17 protein-coding genes are annotated in these 14,415 nt (G+C 59.1%); 11 read left to right on the forward strand and 6 right to left on the reverse strand.

Features of this window, described 5'->3' with window-relative positions:
- Positions 1-750 (forward strand): Tim44 domain-containing protein (locus ACIP1X_RS14205; protein WP_400752924.1); only part of this gene is annotated, 750 nt, incomplete at its 5' end.
- A gap of 139 nt (positions 751-889) precedes the next feature.
- Positions 890-1,297 (forward strand): SMI1/KNR4 family protein, encoded by a 408-nt coding sequence (locus ACIP1X_RS14210; protein ID WP_008078852.1) that lies wholly within the window; start codon positions 890-892, stop codon positions 1,295-1,297.
- A 21-nt stretch (positions 1,298-1,318) separates the two neighbouring features.
- Here the strand turns inward: ACIP1X_RS14210 and ACIP1X_RS14215 are convergent, their stop codons facing one another.
- The gene (locus ACIP1X_RS14215) at positions 1,319-3,082 is read right to left on the reverse strand and encodes a cation:proton antiporter (protein ID WP_053125192.1); all 1,764 of its coding nucleotides are present in this window, start codon (positions 3,080-3,082) and stop codon (positions 1,319-1,321) included.
- A gap of 279 nt (positions 3,083-3,361) precedes the next feature.
- Here ACIP1X_RS14215 and ACIP1X_RS14220 point away from each other — a divergent pair, with 279 nt between their 5' ends.
- Entirely contained in the window at positions 3,362-3,844 is a 483-nt protein-coding gene (locus tag ACIP1X_RS14220; RefSeq protein WP_003229693.1) for an acyl-CoA thioesterase, read from the forward strand.
- A gap of 126 nt (positions 3,845-3,970) precedes the next feature.
- Here the strand turns inward: ACIP1X_RS14220 and pdxY are convergent, their stop codons facing one another.
- Complete coding sequence (gene pdxY, locus ACIP1X_RS14225; protein ID WP_400752927.1) at positions 3,971-4,843, reverse strand: pyridoxal kinase PdxY; 873 nt, start codon at positions 4,841-4,843, stop codon at positions 3,971-3,973.
- Between the two features lie 117 nt (positions 4,844-4,960).
- Here pdxY and ACIP1X_RS14230 point away from each other — a divergent pair, with 117 nt between their 5' ends.
- Complete coding sequence (locus ACIP1X_RS14230) at positions 4,961-5,374, forward strand: DUF3301 domain-containing protein (RefSeq protein WP_159813311.1); 414 nt, start codon at positions 4,961-4,963, stop codon at positions 5,372-5,374.
- Between the two features lie 86 nt (positions 5,375-5,460).
- Here the strand turns inward: ACIP1X_RS14230 and ACIP1X_RS14235 are convergent, their stop codons facing one another.
- Positions 5,461-6,426 (reverse strand): CobW family GTP-binding protein, encoded by a 966-nt coding sequence (locus ACIP1X_RS14235; protein WP_400752930.1) that lies wholly within the window; start codon positions 6,424-6,426, stop codon positions 5,461-5,463.
- A gap of 29 nt (positions 6,427-6,455) precedes the next feature.
- On the opposite strand from ACIP1X_RS14235, the gene ACIP1X_RS14240 reads away from it, so the two are divergent.
- The gene (locus ACIP1X_RS14240; RefSeq protein ID WP_400752933.1) at positions 6,456-6,812 is read left to right on the forward strand and encodes an NADH:ubiquinone oxidoreductase; all 357 of its coding nucleotides are present in this window, start codon (positions 6,456-6,458) and stop codon (positions 6,810-6,812) included.
- Here the strand turns inward: ACIP1X_RS14240 and ACIP1X_RS14245 are convergent.
- Both ACIP1X_RS14245 and zigA read right to left on the reverse strand, forming a co-directional pair.
- Positions 6,809-7,453 carry a DUF1826 domain-containing protein gene (locus ACIP1X_RS14245; protein ID WP_400752936.1) on the reverse strand — a complete coding sequence of 215 codons (645 nt, stop codon included), beginning with the start codon at positions 7,451-7,453 and terminating at the stop codon, positions 6,809-6,811. The two genes, ACIP1X_RS14240 and ACIP1X_RS14245, sit on opposite strands and share 4 nt — an antisense overlap.
- Positions 7,453-8,658 carry a zinc metallochaperone GTPase ZigA gene (gene zigA / locus ACIP1X_RS14250; protein WP_400752939.1) on the reverse strand — a complete coding sequence of 402 codons (1,206 nt, stop codon included), beginning with the start codon at positions 8,656-8,658 and terminating at the stop codon, positions 7,453-7,455. Before zigA ends, ACIP1X_RS14245 begins: the two co-directional genes overlap by 1 nt.
- Positions 8,659-8,880: 222 nt before the next feature.
- On the opposite strand from zigA, the gene ACIP1X_RS14255 reads away from it, so the two are divergent.
- A complete protein-coding gene (locus ACIP1X_RS14255) occupies positions 8,881-9,258 on the forward strand; it encodes a glutamine synthetase (protein ID WP_400752942.1) in 378 nt (125 codons plus the stop codon).
- Here ACIP1X_RS14255 and ACIP1X_RS14260 read toward each other — a convergent pair.
- Positions 9,255-10,457: an N-acetylmuramoyl-L-alanine amidase gene (locus ACIP1X_RS14260; RefSeq protein ID WP_400752944.1), complete on the reverse strand. Its 1,203-nt coding sequence runs from the start codon at positions 10,455-10,457 to the stop codon at positions 9,255-9,257. The two genes, ACIP1X_RS14255 and ACIP1X_RS14260, sit on opposite strands and share 4 nt — an antisense overlap.
- Before the next feature lie 84 nt (positions 10,458-10,541).
- Between ACIP1X_RS14260 and folE2 the strand changes: the two genes are divergently transcribed.
- From folE2 to ACIP1X_RS14285, 5 genes are read left to right on the forward strand one after another with little or no spacing between them, the layout of a single operon-like run.
- Positions 10,542-11,438, forward strand: coding sequence for a GTP cyclohydrolase FolE2 (folE2, locus tag ACIP1X_RS14265; RefSeq protein ID WP_159813213.1), 897 nt, complete (start codon positions 10,542-10,544; stop codon positions 11,436-11,438).
- On the forward strand, positions 11,435-12,103 hold the full coding sequence (locus ACIP1X_RS14270) for a metal ABC transporter ATP-binding protein (RefSeq protein ID WP_400752947.1): 669 nt from the start codon (positions 11,435-11,437) through the stop codon (positions 12,101-12,103). The genes folE2 and ACIP1X_RS14270 overlap by 4 nt, the downstream gene beginning before the upstream one ends.
- Positions 12,103-12,969, forward strand: coding sequence for a metal ABC transporter permease (locus ACIP1X_RS14275; RefSeq protein WP_400752950.1), 867 nt, complete (start codon positions 12,103-12,105; stop codon positions 12,967-12,969). Before ACIP1X_RS14270 ends, ACIP1X_RS14275 begins: the two co-directional genes overlap by 1 nt.
- An 11-nt stretch (positions 12,970-12,980) precedes the next feature.
- Entirely contained in the window at positions 12,981-13,856 is an 876-nt protein-coding gene (locus ACIP1X_RS14280; protein ID WP_400752953.1) for a metal ABC transporter substrate-binding protein, read from the forward strand.
- Positions 13,853-14,413, forward strand: a complete 561-nt coding sequence (locus ACIP1X_RS14285; RefSeq protein WP_400752956.1) for a carbonate dehydratase — start codon at positions 13,853-13,855, stop codon at positions 14,411-14,413. Before ACIP1X_RS14280 ends, ACIP1X_RS14285 begins: the two co-directional genes overlap by 4 nt.
- The last annotated feature ends 2 nt before the right edge of the window (positions 14,414-14,415 follow it).

The following is a 14,415-nucleotide window of genomic DNA, read 5'->3' on the forward strand; positions in this document are numbered from 1 at the left end:
ATGGCTCCTTCTTCTCCAGGCATGGGCGGCGCTGCGGCGACCGCTGGTGCTGCCGGTGCCGCAGGCGCTGCGGCCAAGGCCGGCGGTGCTTCGAAATGGCTCGGCCCACTGGCCGGTATCGCTGCCGGTGGTCTGCTCGCTTCCATGTTCATGGGCGGCGGCTTCCAGGGCATGCAGATCTTCGACATCCTGATCATGGCCGTGATCGCGTTCGTGATCTTCCGCTTCATCGCCGCACGTCGACGCAAGCAGCAGGAGCACCTGGCTCCGGCCGGCGCACCAATGCAGCGTGAAGTGTTCGAGCAGAAGCCTGCCGGCATGGGTTCGATCTTCGGTGGTTCGGCTGCACCTGCTGCCGCCCGTCCGGTGATCAACGCGCCAGCCTGGTTCAACGAGCAGAACTTCCTTGAAGCTGCACGCAGCCACTTCCAGTCGCTGCAGCAGCACTGGGACGCCAACGAAATGGACAAGATCGCCGAGTTCGTAACCCCGCAAATGCTTGAATTCCTCAAGCGTGAGCGTGCGGATCTGGGCGACGCGTTCCAGTCGACCTACATCGACAACCTCCAGGTTCAACTGGATGGCGTGGATGACCGTGCCGACAAGACCATCGCCACCCTGACCTTCAACGGTGTGTCGAAGTCCTCGCGATTCGATCAGGGCGAAGTGTTCAGCGAAAGCTGGAACATGGAACGTCCGCAGGGCGAGAACCAGCCTTGGCTGGTCGCCGGTATCCGCCAGAACGGCTGATCCCCTCGCGCGGTTCACTTGCTGTAATAAAAAACCCCAGCCTCGGCTGGGGTTTTCTATTTCGCGGTTGCATCTATAGCGAGCTACTGTATAAACCGGCCCATATAAACCGCGCCATTCAAGCAAGAGGATCCCGGACGTGGAAGAAATCATCGAACAACTGCGCGAAGCCAACGAACCCGTACCGGTTCCATTGGAGTTGCCTGACGAAGACCAACTGGTGGAAGTCGAAGAAGAACTCTTCATCAACATCCCGTTTGTTTTCAAAGAATTTTTGCTGACCGTCAGCGATGTGGTCTACGGCAGCCTGGAACCGGTAACCGTCACCGACCCGCAGTCGCACACCTATTTGCCGGATGTTGCGGCCAATGCGTGGGACATCGGCGTACCGCGTGACCTCATCCCGATCTGCCAGGACGGTGAGAACTACTACTGCGTCGAAGAAGACGGCACCGTGGTGCTGTGGTCGGGCGAAGAAGAGCTGATCACCGAAGAGTCCTGGGAATCGGTGTGGCACTGGGCGCGGGACGTCTGGCTGGAAAGCTGATCGGCCAGCCGCCCCGGCCGGTCAATGCCCCGACGACTCTTTGTGGTTGTCGAGGGTTTCCAGCAGCGCCACCTGCATCCGCGTGTGCACGCGGATGAACCAGCGCCAGAGCAGCGCCGCCACGGCGGCCGCGACCACGGCGATGAGCATCAGCAACTTGTTGGTCGGCAAAATACTGGCCGACAAGGCTGACAACAGCAGGAAAATCACCAGCAGCGAGAGAATCGGGATCACTTCGGCGATCACCCGGCGCACTCGCTGTGTGTGACGCCCGGCCATCTCGGGTTTCACGCCCATCTCCGCCAGCAGCATCGACAGCGCCTTGAGCTTGCGATACGCGGCGATCAAGAACGGCAACGACACCAGCAGCGCCCCACCCCAGATCAACGCCTTCTGCCAGCTCGGATCGGCGATCCAGTCCTGCAGCCAGGTTGAAAGACGTTCAGCGAAGAATGCGCCGGTAAAGAAAATCGCGATCACCAGCGCCAGATTGACCCCGACTTGCAGCAGGATCTTGCGAATGATCGACGCCAGCATCGCGCCCTCGCCTTGCGGCTGAATGCTGCGCAGCCATTCACCATACATCCCCAGTACGCGTCCAAGACGCTTGGGCATCGCGCTCGACAGCTTGATCGACAGCGGATCCGCCGCGCGAATCAGGTATGGCGTCAGCAGCGTGGTGATCACCGAAACGGCCACGGCCACTGGATAGAGGAAGTTGCTGGTGACCTGCAAGGTCATGCCCAGCGCGGCGATGATGAAGGAAAATTCGCCAATCTGTGAAAGACCCATGCCCACGCGCAGTGAGGTGCGTCCATCATTGCCAGCGATAAAAGCGCCGAGGCCGCAGGACAACATCTTGCCGAGCACCACGGCGACAGTGATCACCGCGATCGGCCACGCGTATTGCAGCAGAATCATCGGATCAAGCATCAGGCCGATGGCGACGAAGAAGATTGCGCTGAACAGGTCGCGAACCGGCTCGATCAACCGTTCGATTTTCAGCAATTGCCGCGATTCAGCCATGATCGCGCCGATCAAGAAGGCGCCGAGCACCATGCTGTATTCGAGTTTGACCACCAGCAGGCAGAAGCCGAAACACAGGCCGAGCACGGTGATCAGCAGCATTTCATTGCTTTCGAACTTGGCCACATAAGCCAACAGGCGCGGCACCAGCAGAATGCCGATGACCAGCGCGACGATCATGAACAGCGACAGTTTGCCGACCGTGGAGAACACTTCGCCGGAGCTGACTGTGCCGCTGACGGCGATGCTCGACAGCAGCGCGATGATGCCAATGCCGAGAATGTCTTCGACGATCAGCACGCCGAAGATCAACTGCGCAAAGCGCTCGTTCTTCATCTTCAGATCATTGAGCGCCTTGACGATGATGGTGGTCGACGAGATCGCCAGAATCGCGCCGAGGAACAGCGAGTCCATGGTGTTCCAGTCGAACCAGCGGCCGATTTCGTAACCGATCCAGATCATCAGGACAATTTCGAGGAACGCCGCAATAAACGCGGTGGCGCCGACCTTGAACAACTTGCGCAGGCTGAACTCCAGCCCGAGGCAGAACATCAGGAAAATCACCCCCAGCTCGGCGAGGGTCTTGATGGTTTCTTCGTCGTGGATCAGGCCGAACGGCGGCGTGTGCGGGCCGATGATGAAACCGGCGACGATATAGCCGAGCACCACCGGTTGCTTGAAGCGGTGGAACAACACGGTCACCACACCCGCGACCAACATGATCACTGCCAGATCCTGAATAAAACTGATGGCATGCATGGCGTGGGCTCCTTGAAGGACGAGGCTCGCAGTCAGACGTCAGAAAAGTCTGAGCGAGCGAAGTAAAAATCCGCTTTTCGTGTGGGAATTGCCCTTGAGAGGGGCTTTTGCAGGTTAACACCGCGACTTGCGGCTGGAAGGCGGTGCAATATATGGAAACAGATCGATCCCGGCGTGACGGCGGCCCGTCGCCCGGCGTCCCGATAACGGTGCTTTTGAAAAGCGACCAGGCACCCGCAGAGGTGCTTCCAGAATTCAGCCTTGATCCGTGAGAACGTTATGGAACCCGGAAACGCCCAGCTGTCGATGACGGTACTGATGACCCCCGACATGGCCAACTTCTCTGGCAATGTCCACGGCGGCACCCTGCTCAAATACCTCGACGAAGTGGCCTACGCCTGCGCGAGCCGTTATGCCGGCCGTTACGTGGTGACGCTGTCGGTGGATCAGGTGATTTTCCGCGAGCCGATCCATGTCGGCGAACTGGTGACCTTCCTCGCCTCGGTCAACTACACCGGCAATACCTCGATGGAAGTCGGCATCAAAGTGGTGACCGAAAACATCCGCGAACGCTCGGTGCGCCACACCAACAGCTGCTTTTTCACCATGGTCGCGGTCGATGACCAGCGCAAGCCGGCCGCCGTGCCGCCGCTGCAACCGCAGAACAGTGAAGACAAGCGTCGGTATATGCAGGCGCAGCAGCGTCGGCAGATTCGTCAGGAGCTGGAGAAGCGCTATCAGGAGATCAAGGGCGACGCTTGATCAGCCTTTGGATTGATGTTGTTGGGTCTGTCGCTTTCGCGAGCAAGCCCGCTCCCACATTGGTTTTGTGTACGCCACAGATCCAATGTGGGAGCGGGCTTGCTCGCGAATGGGGGCAACGCGGTCTTACAAACTGATCGCCGTCGCCTCGAATTTCACCCGCGGATGCGCGATCCGATCCTGCGCCCGCACCAGCTGCAGCTCGTAACTGGCACACGCCTGGGTCTCCAGCAACACTTCATGCACCGCCGCCGCCGTGAATTCAAACGCCGCCACCAGGCTACCACCCAACAGCACCCGCGCCAGAAACAGGCCGGACGTCAGATCGCCCACGCCCACCGGCTGACGCGGAAACGCCAGCAGCGGACGACGCAGATGCCAGCTGCCTTCAGCCGTCACCAGCAACATCTCGAAGCCATCCGCCGGTTTGCCCGGATAATCCAGATGTTTGACCAGCACGGCCTTCGGCCCACGCGCCAGCAGTGCCCGTGCCATGGCCAGGCAATCAAACAGCGACTGCGGTTTACGCCCGGAAAAGCTGTCCAGCTCCAACTGGTTCGGGCACATGATGTCGGCCACGGCCGCCGCTTCTTCCAACAGGAAGTCGCTGACCTCGGTCGGCACGCTGCAACCCTTCTCGGGATGGCCCATCACTGGATCACACAGATACAGAGCCTTCGGGTTGACCGACTTGATGCGCTCTACGCCGCTGAGAATCGCCCGGCCCTGCGCCGCGCTGCCGAGATAACCGGACAGCACCGCATCGCAGTTGCCCAACTCGCCAATCGCGGCAATGCCTTCGACCAGCTCGGGAATCTGCTGCGGCGCCAGCACTTCACCAGTCCACTGGCCATACTGAGTGTGGTTGGAAAACTGCACCGTGTTCAGCGGCCAGACGTTGACGCCGACCCGCTGCATCGGAAAAACCGCAGCGCTGTTGCCGGCGTGGCCGAACACCACGTGGGACTGAATGGCGAGCAGATGAGGCGTACGTTTCATTCGGGGCATTCCGTAAAACGATTGAAATTCAAGCCGCGCAGTATGCGACGAAACGCAGCCTGTACGACAGACCGGCGACGCAGTTAAGCTGACGCTATCTTTTGGAGTTTGATGTTGATGCTGACCCTCGAAAACATCTTCGTGCTGATGCTGTTCGCCGTGGCCGGCGCGTGGCTGTGGCACAACCACGGCTTGCGCGAGCGCGCGCTGGCGCGGGTCAAACAGCATTGCATCAACGTCGGCGTCGAGCTGCTGGACGGTAACGTCGCGCTGAAAAAGATCGGTTTGATCAAGGACGCCAACGGTCGCCGACGGCTGGCGCGGGTCTACAACTTCGAATTCACCGTGACTGGCGAATCCCGGCATAACGGCACGATTACCCAGTTTGGTGCGCACAGTGCGCAGATTGAGCTGGCGCCCTACCCGGCACCGTTCGACGATACGCCGCCGGTGGTTGAGGTACAGCGGCCGCGGGCGGAAGTTATCGAGCTGAGCCAGTGGAGGCAGGAACATACCAAGTGGAAGCCTTAAAGATCAAAAGATCGCAGCCTTCGGCAGCTCCTACATGGGATTTATGTACACCTTGTAGGAGCTGCCGAAGGCTGCGATCTTTTGATCTAACCCTCCCGACACCCCGATAACCCCCGCTGCAACGCCTCAACATCCAGCACCTCACCGAAGATCAGCTCGATCCGCGAATCCCTCCGCCACTCACTGACCTGCCAATTCAACTCGGCATTATCCAAAGCATTCGCAGACAACCAGCCCTCCGCGCTGTGGATAACCAGTTTCGCCCGCTGCCAATTGAGGCTGGCCAGCCAGTCAGCAATGCGCTGCTTGTTGAATATCTGCCCCGGATGCCAACGCCAGCCAATGCTCCAGCCGCCCTCCTGCGCCTGACTCAGGCAAATCGGCAGCGTCGGATCGCTCCAGACGGCCGGCATCTGCCCTAATCCCTTGGGTACGACCAAGTTATCCACACCCTTGACCGCTTGCGCGCCCATACCCGGCAATTCGCTGAGCGATAGCTGCGCTTGTTGCGTCCAGATCAGCTTGATCGGCGGCAACTGACTGGCGATTCGCGCCCTTGCCGCGTCATCCAGGTTTTCAGCCTTGTTCAACAGCAACAGGCCTGCGCTCTCCAACGCTTCCCGCTGCGCTGCCGGCAACGCTTTCCCCGCGTGGAGCGCCTGAGCATCCAGCACCAACACACAGGGCTGCACCGCCAACACACCCAGCCATGGCGCCTCATTTAACTGTTTGAGCAACTGCGCCGGGTGCCCCAGTCCAGACGGTTCGATAAACAATCGATCGGGTTTGGCCTTACGCAACAAACGCCCGAGGCCGATCTGAAACGGCGCGCCATTGACGCAACACAAGCAGCCCCCGGCCACTTCGCCCAGTGCGATACCATCGGTGTGGCTGGTCAGCAGCGCGGCGTCGAGGCCGATCTGGCCGAATTCATTGATCAGCACTGCCCAACGCTCGCCCTCTGGCCGCTGGGCCATGAGCTGGCGAATCAGGCTGGTCTTGCCGGCGCCCAAAGGGCCAGCAATGACATGGGTAGGAATGTTCTGCAACATGGCCGGGAGTTTTCTTGGGAGATTCGAAGATGCGTTGGATGGGATGGTCGTTGCTGTTGGCGCTGCTGTCGAGCGAAGCGTGGGCTCAGGCCTGCGTGGTGCACAGTCAGGGCGAGCGGCTCGACGTCAAAGTCTGTCAGCAGAACCGCAACATTCCGCAGAAACTGTTCAACGATGGCTTCTGCCAACCGACGCTGGCCGGGCAGAAAGTCGAGGTGCAGTACGTCGATCAGTGCCCGAGCGGTGCCTTCGGTGTGTGCAGCAACGCGCAAGTCACCAATATGCCTTATCACCAGGACATCCACTATTACGGCGTCGCCACCGATGCCGCATATTTAAAGCCGTATTGCGAAGGCCAGAGCCAAGGGTCGTGGCTCAAGCCTTAACCGAGCCAGTCGAGGGTCAGTATCAAACGACGCTCGCCGGCGGCCAATTGCGGCGAGCGATGAATCAGACCAAAACCTTCATTGCCGTGCCATTTCTCGCCTTTCAATAGCGCAACGTCGCCGCTGTTGAGTTGCTGGATTTGCGCTTGGGGTTCGGCGTTGGCCTGCCCCAGTTGCTGGCGATCCATCGTGCCTTCCTTCAGCCATTGGCTGCCGACGCCGGCGTAGGTGGTGATCAGCCGCACCGGCACGTGATCAACGTGGAATCGCGGGCACATGGCTTTATCGAGCACCCGCAGGCGCAGGCCGATGCGCTTGGCGCCCAGCAAACAGGCGAAGGCGCTGACCAGCCATTTCAGGTCAGCGATAAAGCCTTCGTAACCTTCCAGATCACGGAAGCCTGAGGCCAACCCGGTCAGGTCAGGCTCGGCATCCTCTTTCGCCAGCTCCAGGCATAACGATTCCGCCAAGGGTTCGTTGAGCGATAGCAGTAACTGAGCGAAATCGCTGATGTGCAACGGCAATTGCCGCTGCCACACGGCGAGGTTGGTGTCGTCCTGGAGGATTTTCGTCAGCGTTTCAGGTGTCGGCCCTTGGTGTTGATGGCGCGTACGGTTTTGCATGAGTTTGAGGGCGAGCATCAGGCAGCCTCTTCATGCCAAGGGCCGAACGGATCCGCCAGCAATCGCCAGCCTTCTACACCGAGGGCCATTTCTTCATCGGTGAGCAGGCAGTCGTCCAATTCGTCGGAGAGCTGTAGGAAATCGATGTTCTGACCGATGAACACCAATTCCTGGCGGCAATCTCCTACGCTCGGTATCCAGTTTTCCATGATCGCGGCGGTACTTTCCTGATCCTGCGGCCACTGGTTTTTCGGCACGAAACGCCACCAGCGCCCGGCAAAACCGTAGCGCATCAAGCCGCCGGCCTGCGACCAGCTACCGGCGTCTGTGGGTTTGCTCGCCAGCCAGAAGAAACCTTTGGAGCGCAGCAGTTTGCCGTTCAGCCATGGGCGATCGATGAAGCTGAAGAAGCGTTGCGGGTGAAAGGGTCTGCGCGCGCGATAGGCTGTGGAAGCGATGCCGTATTCATCGGTTTCCGGAACGTGCTCACCGCGTAATTCCTGCAGCCAGCCCGGTGCTTGCGCGGCTCTGTCGAAATCGAAGCGACCGGTGTTGAGGATCTTCTCCAACGGCACTTCGCCCATGACCATCGGAATGATTTCGGCTTGGGCGTTGAGGCGTTTGAGGATGGCGATCAATTCCTCACGCTCGGGCTGGCTGATCAAGTCGATCTTGCTGATCAACAGCACGTCGGCGAACTCGATCTGTTCGATCAACAGGTCGGTGATCGAGCGCTCGTCTTCCTCGCCGAGAATTTCGCCACGGGAGGCGAGGCTTTCCGCCGCCTGGTAGTCCGTCAGGAAATTCACACCGTCGACTACAGTGACCATGGTGTCGAGACGCGCGATGTCGGAGAGGCTTTGCCCGTGTTCATCGCGGAAGGTGAAGGTTTCAGCGACCGGTAACGGCTCGGAGATGCCGGTGGATTCAATCAGCAAATAGTCGAAGCGCCCTTCCCGGGCGAGTTTGCTGACTTCTTCGAGCAAGTCTTCGCGTAACGTACAGCAGATACAGCCGTTGCTCATTTCGACTATTTTTTCTTCTGCGCGGTTTAAGCTGACATCACGCTGGACTTCGCTGCCATCAATGTTGATCTCGCTCATATCATTGACGATGACTGCGACGCGAAGGCCCTTTCGATTACGTAGTACGTAATTCAAAAGTGTACTTTTTCCTGCGCCCAAGAATCCTGAAAGTACGGTGACGGGCAATTCGGCTGACATTGGATAATCCTCATAGGAAGGCAGCCGATTGACGCTTTTACTAGCGCTTGGCGTTTTGAAGCTTCATACGAGGGTTTCGTTGAAGCTAAACGCTTGAAATCGGCCTGCTCAGGCTCAGTTATTATTTATGTTATAGTATAACAACACAAATAAACCAGCCTTGCTCTTGTCCTGAGCGATAAACAGCAGGAAGGTGAGCCCATCCCACACCCGGAATTGGTAATGAAAACTGCGCTGAAATGCTCGTTGTTGAGCCTTGGATTGCTGATTGCTGGCAATGCGTCGGCGCAGTCGCCGACGCTGGCCAGCTGCACACGTAGCGCTAATCTGCTGGCGTGCATCGATGCCGAGGGCAATGCGTATAGCGTCAACACTGTCGGCAATACGCTTTACCTGCGTGGATTTGAAAAGATTGGGCAGCGTTATTGGGCGCAAACCAACAGTCGCTTTGGCCAACTGACATTCTTCACCGGTGTCGCCTCTGATGGCGAAGCGTGGGTTGGCTACACCCGCCGCGTCGGCTGGACGACCATTAATCGCTTCTCCAGCTCGGGCGGCAGCAGTGCGAAATTCACTTGCAGCCGAATCGTCGGCTGCTAAACCTGCGCTTTATGCTGCTCCTGTCGCCAGGCGAGATAGCTGTCGATCGGTGGATTTTTCTCAAAGTAGCGCTGTAATCCCTCAAACAAACCATCCGCCACGGCCTGTTGATGCCGCGCCGTGACCAGTCGCTGACTGTCGCGCACGTTGGAAATGAAGCCGGTTTCCACCAGAATCGACGGCACATCGGGCGACTTCAACACGGCAAATCCAGCCTGTTCCACGCGCTTCTGATGCAGCGTAGTGATACCGGCCAGACTGCCCAGCACGGTGTTGCCCAGTTGCAGACTGGCGGCGATCGTCGCGTTCATCGACATATCAAGAATCACCCCGGCGAGCATTGGATCTTTGTCCTTGAGATTGAGCAGGCTGGTAGCGCCAAGTAGATCCGCGCCGTTCTCCCGCTGCGCCATAAAGCGCGCCGTCGCCGATGTCGCACCACCTTCAGACAAGCAATACACAGAGGCGCCGGAGGCTGTCAGCCGTGGCGCCGCATCGGCATGCACCGAGATAAACATGTCGGCTTTATGCTGACGGGCAATCTCCACGCGCTTTCGTAAAGGCACGAAGAAGTCGTCATTGCGCACCAGTTTTACGTCGAATCCTTTTTCCTTTTTAAGGCGTTTGGCGAGTAGCTGAGCGATGGAAAGCACCACATCTTTCTCCCGCTCACCTTTCGCGCCGACCGCTCCGGGGTCCTTTCCGCCGTGTCCTGGATCGACGACTACGATGATGTCGCGCTTGGGATGAGCGCCGATCTTGGGTGTTTCACGTGGAACCATTGTGGTCACTGGCGACGTTTTCGCAGTGACTAAATCCAGAACCAACCGATGACTTTGGCCATCCTGCGGCGCCAAAAGGAAGCTGTTCAGCAGCACTGGATTGCTCAGATCGAGAACTATCCGCGTGTCTCCCTGACCAAAAGGCCCGGATCGAATCGACCGGATCACCGTGCCATTCAACGCCAACTCGCTGAAATCCCCGCTCAGATTTGCGCCGGACACATCGATGATTAGCCGTTCTGGAGCACTGAGCGTGAAGGTCTTGTAGCGCACAGGCCCGCTCAAATCGAAGACCAATCGCAGCTTTTCATCAGAACGCCACAGCCGCGCGTTGCGAATTTGCGCGGCCGAAACACTGAACGGAATGGCGAAGGCAGCGCTCGCAAGAATCAAATTGAGCAGATGGCGTCTGTGCATATGAAAACCTGTTCATGAAAAAGGCATCGTGGATTGCATTGTTATAATGTAACATCCAATTCATTCAACACGATGGTTCCGAACATGAATTCGCTGACACTTCCGGATATCGCCGCGCAGTCCGCTCGCCAAGCCTTGCCCCTCGAATGGGTGGGCATGCACGGCATCGCATTACCTGTTTTATTGGAAGGCCAACGCTTGAGTGCGAAGGCTGATGCGGGAGTGAGTCTGGATGACGGAGAGGCTCGCGGGATTCACATGTCACGCCTCTATCTGGCGCTGGAAGCGCTGGAACAGCAGAGCCTTTCCCCCGCTCTGCTACACCAGGTGCTCAAACGTTTTCTGGATAGCCACGAAGGTTTATCCAACTGCGCCTACTTGAATATCCACACCGATTTACTGCTGAAACGCCCTGCGTTGATTAGCCCATTAGCCGGATGGAAATCCTATCCAGCGACCATTTCAGCCAGTCTGAAAAACAAGATGTTCCACGTGGAACTCAAAATAGAAGTGCCCTACTCCTCAACCTGCCCGTGTTCAGCAGCCTTGGCTCGACAGTTAATCCAGCAACAATTCGTCGATGACTTCGCCAATAAAGCCCTTCAGCACGCAGACATTCTGGCCTGGCTCGGCTCGACCCAAGGCATCATCGCCACACCTCACAGCCAACGCAGCACCGCACAACTGCATGTGCACCTCGACGAATTCATCGACGAGTTACCGCTGAGCGCGATCATCAACGATGCCGAAGCCGCCCTAGGCACCGCCGTACAAACCGCCGTAAAACGCGCCGACGAGCAAGCCTTCGCCCTCGCCAACGGGCAGAACCTGATGTTCTGCGAAGACGCCGCCCGCCGATTGAATCTCGCCCTTCGCCGGACACCGGGCGTTAACCAATTCCATCTGCGAGTGATCCACGCAGAAAGTCTTCACGCCCACGACGCCGTCGCCGAAAGCCACTGGCAGCGTGAGCAAGCATGATCCGCTGCCAATCCCTGAGCTGGGGCGCACCCGGTCAACCGCTGACCACCCCCCTGAATCTAGAGCTGGAAAGCGGCACTCTCACAGCCATCATCGGTGCCAACGGCTGTGGCAAAAGCAGCCTTCTGAAAGTCATCGCCGGCCTGCAAAAACCTTTGGCAGGCAAAGTCAGCCTGAGTGTTCCACGTCAAAGCGGCTTGTCGTTCCTGCCCCAACAACAGCACCTTGACCGCCAATTCCCCATCAGCCTCGAGGAACTGATCGCCGCTGGTTTCTGGGGACGCCGACTCTCAACCCAACTGCGCGCACAACGCCTGAAAGACGCACTGGAAAACTGGCACCTCAGCGGACTCGAACAGCGTCCGCTCATGGCCCTCTCCGGCGGCGAATTACAACGCGCCCTGCTCGCTCGTTTGAGCCTGACCGATGCCCCGGTTCTGCTCCTCGACGAACCCCACGCCGCCCTCGATGAACTCGGCCAACAATTGCTCTGGCAACACATCCATGCCTGGCATAACCAAGGTCGAACCATCGTCGTGGTCTGCCACGACCTCGCCGCCGTACGCCAACACATTCCGCACACCTTGCTGATCAAAAACCGCGAATGCGTATTCGGCGCCAGCGTCGAACTGATCCAGCAAACCCCTCACACGCAGGTGGCCTGATGCTCGCCGTCGCCCACTTATGGCAACCCTTCAACGAGTTCGTGTTCATGCGCCGCGCCCTGCTCGGCGGCCTGGTCTTGGCGTGCAGCACGGCACCCCTCGGCGTGTTTTTGATCCTGCGACGAATGAGCCTGATCGGTGACGCCGTCGCCCACGGCATCCTCCCCGGCGCCGCGCTGGGATTCTGGTTCGCCGGCCTGAGCCTGCCCGCGCTCACACTCGGAGGTCTGGGCGCCGGTCTGAGCATGGCCGGACTCGCCGCATGGATCACCCGCCGCACCGGTCTGCGCGAAGACGCCAGCCTCGCCGCGATCTACCCGATCTCCCTCGCCAGCGGTGTGCTGATTCTCGGCATCGCCGGCAAACGCCTCGACCTGCTTCATCTGCTGTTCGGCTCAGCATTGGCCGTCGACGGCCCGACCCTCACCGGCATGTTGTGGGTCTCGGGATTCAGCCTGATCGCCATGGCGTTGATCTACAAACCGCTGCTGCTCGACACCCTCGACCCGCTGTTCCTGAGAACCGTCAGCCGCCTCGGCCCACTCGCCCACGGCGTGTTCCTGACGCTGGTGGTGCTCAATCTGGTGATCGGTTTCCAGGCCATCGGCGCGCTGATGGTCGTCGGACTGATGATGCTTCCCGCCGCTGCCTCGCGATTCTGGAGCCGCCGTTTACCGATCCTGATCGCCATCGCCGCCTTCATCGGTTGCCTCTCGGTGTGGTTCGGTTTGCTCCTGTCGTTCTACTACTCGCTGCCAAGCGGCCCGGCCATCGTGCTGGTCGCAGGCGTCGGCTATCTGCTGTCGGTGGTGTTCGGGCCGGTTCACGGTCTGCTGCGCCGCCCGCCCTTGCTCACATCCCAATGAGGTGTTTCCCGATGCGCGCTCTACTCGTGTTGTTCAGTCTGCTGCTGTCGATGTCATTGTCGGCGGCAGAAAAATTACCGGTGGTGACCAGCTTCAGCATTCTCGGCGACATGGTGCATCAGGTCGGCGGCGAGCATATCCAGATCACCAACATGGTCGGCCCGGACGCCGACGCGCACACTTACGAGCCGACGCCGGACGATGCCAAAGCGTTGCTCGGCGCCAAACTGATCATCAAGAACGGCCTCGGTTTCGAGCCGTGGCTGGATCGACTGGTCACCAGCACCGAGACCAAAGCCACGGTCATCAGTGCCAGCCATGGCGTGATTCCACGCTCGCTGGATGAGGACGGCGAAACCGTTCCCGACCCGCACGCCTGGCACAATCTGGCGAACACCGAGTTGTACATTGCCAACATCACCAAGGCGCTGATCGCTGCCGACCCGGCGAACAAGGCCGACTACCAACGCAACAGCCAAGCCTATCTGAAGCAGATCTACGCCCTGCTCGCCGAAGCCAAAAGCAAACTCGGTTCGCTGCCGCCGGGCAATCGCAAGATCGTCACCAGCCACGATGCCTTCGGTTATCTCGGTCAGGCCTATGGCATCGACTTTATGGCGCCACAGGGTTTGTCCACCGAGCGTGAACCCTCGGCCGCTGAAGTCGCTGCGCTGATCACCCAGATTCGTCAGGCCAAGGTCAAAGCGGTGTTCATGGAAAACATCAAGGACGCTCGCTTGCTCAAGCAGATCGCTGATGAAAGCGGCGCGCACATCGGCGGCACGTTGTACTCCGACGCCCTCGCCGCCAGCGGCCCGGCCAGCACCTTCACCGGCCTGTTCGAATACAACCTCAACACCCTTTACGACGCGCTGAGCAAACCATGATCCGCAAGAATCCTTCAGGTGATTTACCGCAAATCGCCGAGTCGGCTTACGTCGATAAAACCGCGATCATCTGCGGCAAAGTTGTGATTGGCGAGAACGTCTTCGTCGGCCCCTACGCGGTGATCCGCGCCGACGAAGTGGACGCCTCGGGCGAGATGGAGCCGATCACCATCGGCGCCAATTCGAACATTCAGGACGGCGTGGTGATTCACTCAAAATCCGGTGCGTCGGTGACCATCGGCGAGTTCAGTTCCATCGCCCACCGCTCGATCGTGCATGGCCCATGCGTGGTCGGCGACCGCGTGTTCATCGGTTTCAACAGCGTGCTGTTCAACTGCATCGTCGGCAACGGTTGCGTGGTACGGCACAACTCGGTGGTCGATGGTCGCGATTTGCCGGACGCGTTCTACGTGCCCTCCACCACCCGCATCGGCCCGAACACCGACCTCTCCTTATTCCCACCGGTGAGCGTCAGCGCTTCGGAGTTTTCCGAAGACGTGGCGCGCACCAATGTCGATCTGGTGCGCGGCTACAAAGCCTTGCAGAACGAGTTCTGAAA

It is taken from the genome of Pseudomonas sp. NPDC088885 (assembly GCF_044750025.1).
In the GTDB taxonomy this organism is placed as follows: domain Bacteria; phylum Pseudomonadota; class Gammaproteobacteria; order Pseudomonadales; family Pseudomonadaceae; genus Aquipseudomonas; species Aquipseudomonas rustica.

Coding starts and splice junctions, on each gene's coding strand:
- ACIP1X_RS14230 (WP_159813311.1), top strand. CDS start 4,961: ATGCTGACCCTCGAAAACATCTTCGTGCTGATGCTGTTCGCCGTGGCC.
- folE2 (WP_159813213.1), top strand. CDS start 10,542: ATGAATTCGCTGACACTTCCGGATATCGCCGCGCAGTCCGCTCGCCAA.
- ACIP1X_RS14240 (WP_400752933.1), top strand. CDS start 6,456: ATGCGTTGGATGGGATGGTCGTTGCTGTTGGCGCTGCTGTCGAGCGAA.
- ACIP1X_RS14285 (WP_400752956.1), top strand. CDS start 13,853: ATGATCCGCAAGAATCCTTCAGGTGATTTACCGCAAATCGCCGAGTCG.
- pdxY (WP_400752927.1), bottom strand. CDS start 4,843: ATGAAACGTACGCCTCATCTGCTCGCCATTCAGTCCCACGTGGTGTTC.
- ACIP1X_RS14255 (WP_400752942.1), top strand. CDS start 8,881: ATGAAAACTGCGCTGAAATGCTCGTTGTTGAGCCTTGGATTGCTGATT.
- ACIP1X_RS14275 (WP_400752950.1), top strand. CDS start 12,103: ATGCTCGCCGTCGCCCACTTATGGCAACCCTTCAACGAGTTCGTGTTC.
- ACIP1X_RS14215 (WP_053125192.1), bottom strand. CDS start 3,082: ATGCATGCCATCAGTTTTATTCAGGATCTGGCAGTGATCATGTTGGTC.
- ACIP1X_RS14235 (WP_400752930.1), bottom strand. CDS start 6,426: ATGTTGCAGAACATTCCTACCCATGTCATTGCTGGCCCTTTGGGCGCC.
- ACIP1X_RS14280 (WP_400752953.1), top strand. CDS start 12,981: ATGCGCGCTCTACTCGTGTTGTTCAGTCTGCTGCTGTCGATGTCATTG.
- zigA (WP_400752939.1), bottom strand. CDS start 8,658: ATGTCAGCCGAATTGCCCGTCACCGTACTTTCAGGATTCTTGGGCGCA.
- ACIP1X_RS14220 (WP_003229693.1), top strand. CDS start 3,362: ATGGAACCCGGAAACGCCCAGCTGTCGATGACGGTACTGATGACCCCC.
- ACIP1X_RS14270 (WP_400752947.1), top strand. CDS start 11,435: ATGATCCGCTGCCAATCCCTGAGCTGGGGCGCACCCGGTCAACCGCTG.
- ACIP1X_RS14245 (WP_400752936.1), bottom strand. CDS start 7,453: ATGCTCGCCCTCAAACTCATGCAAAACCGTACGCGCCATCAACACCAA.
- ACIP1X_RS14260 (WP_400752944.1), bottom strand. CDS start 10,457: ATGCACAGACGCCATCTGCTCAATTTGATTCTTGCGAGCGCTGCCTTC.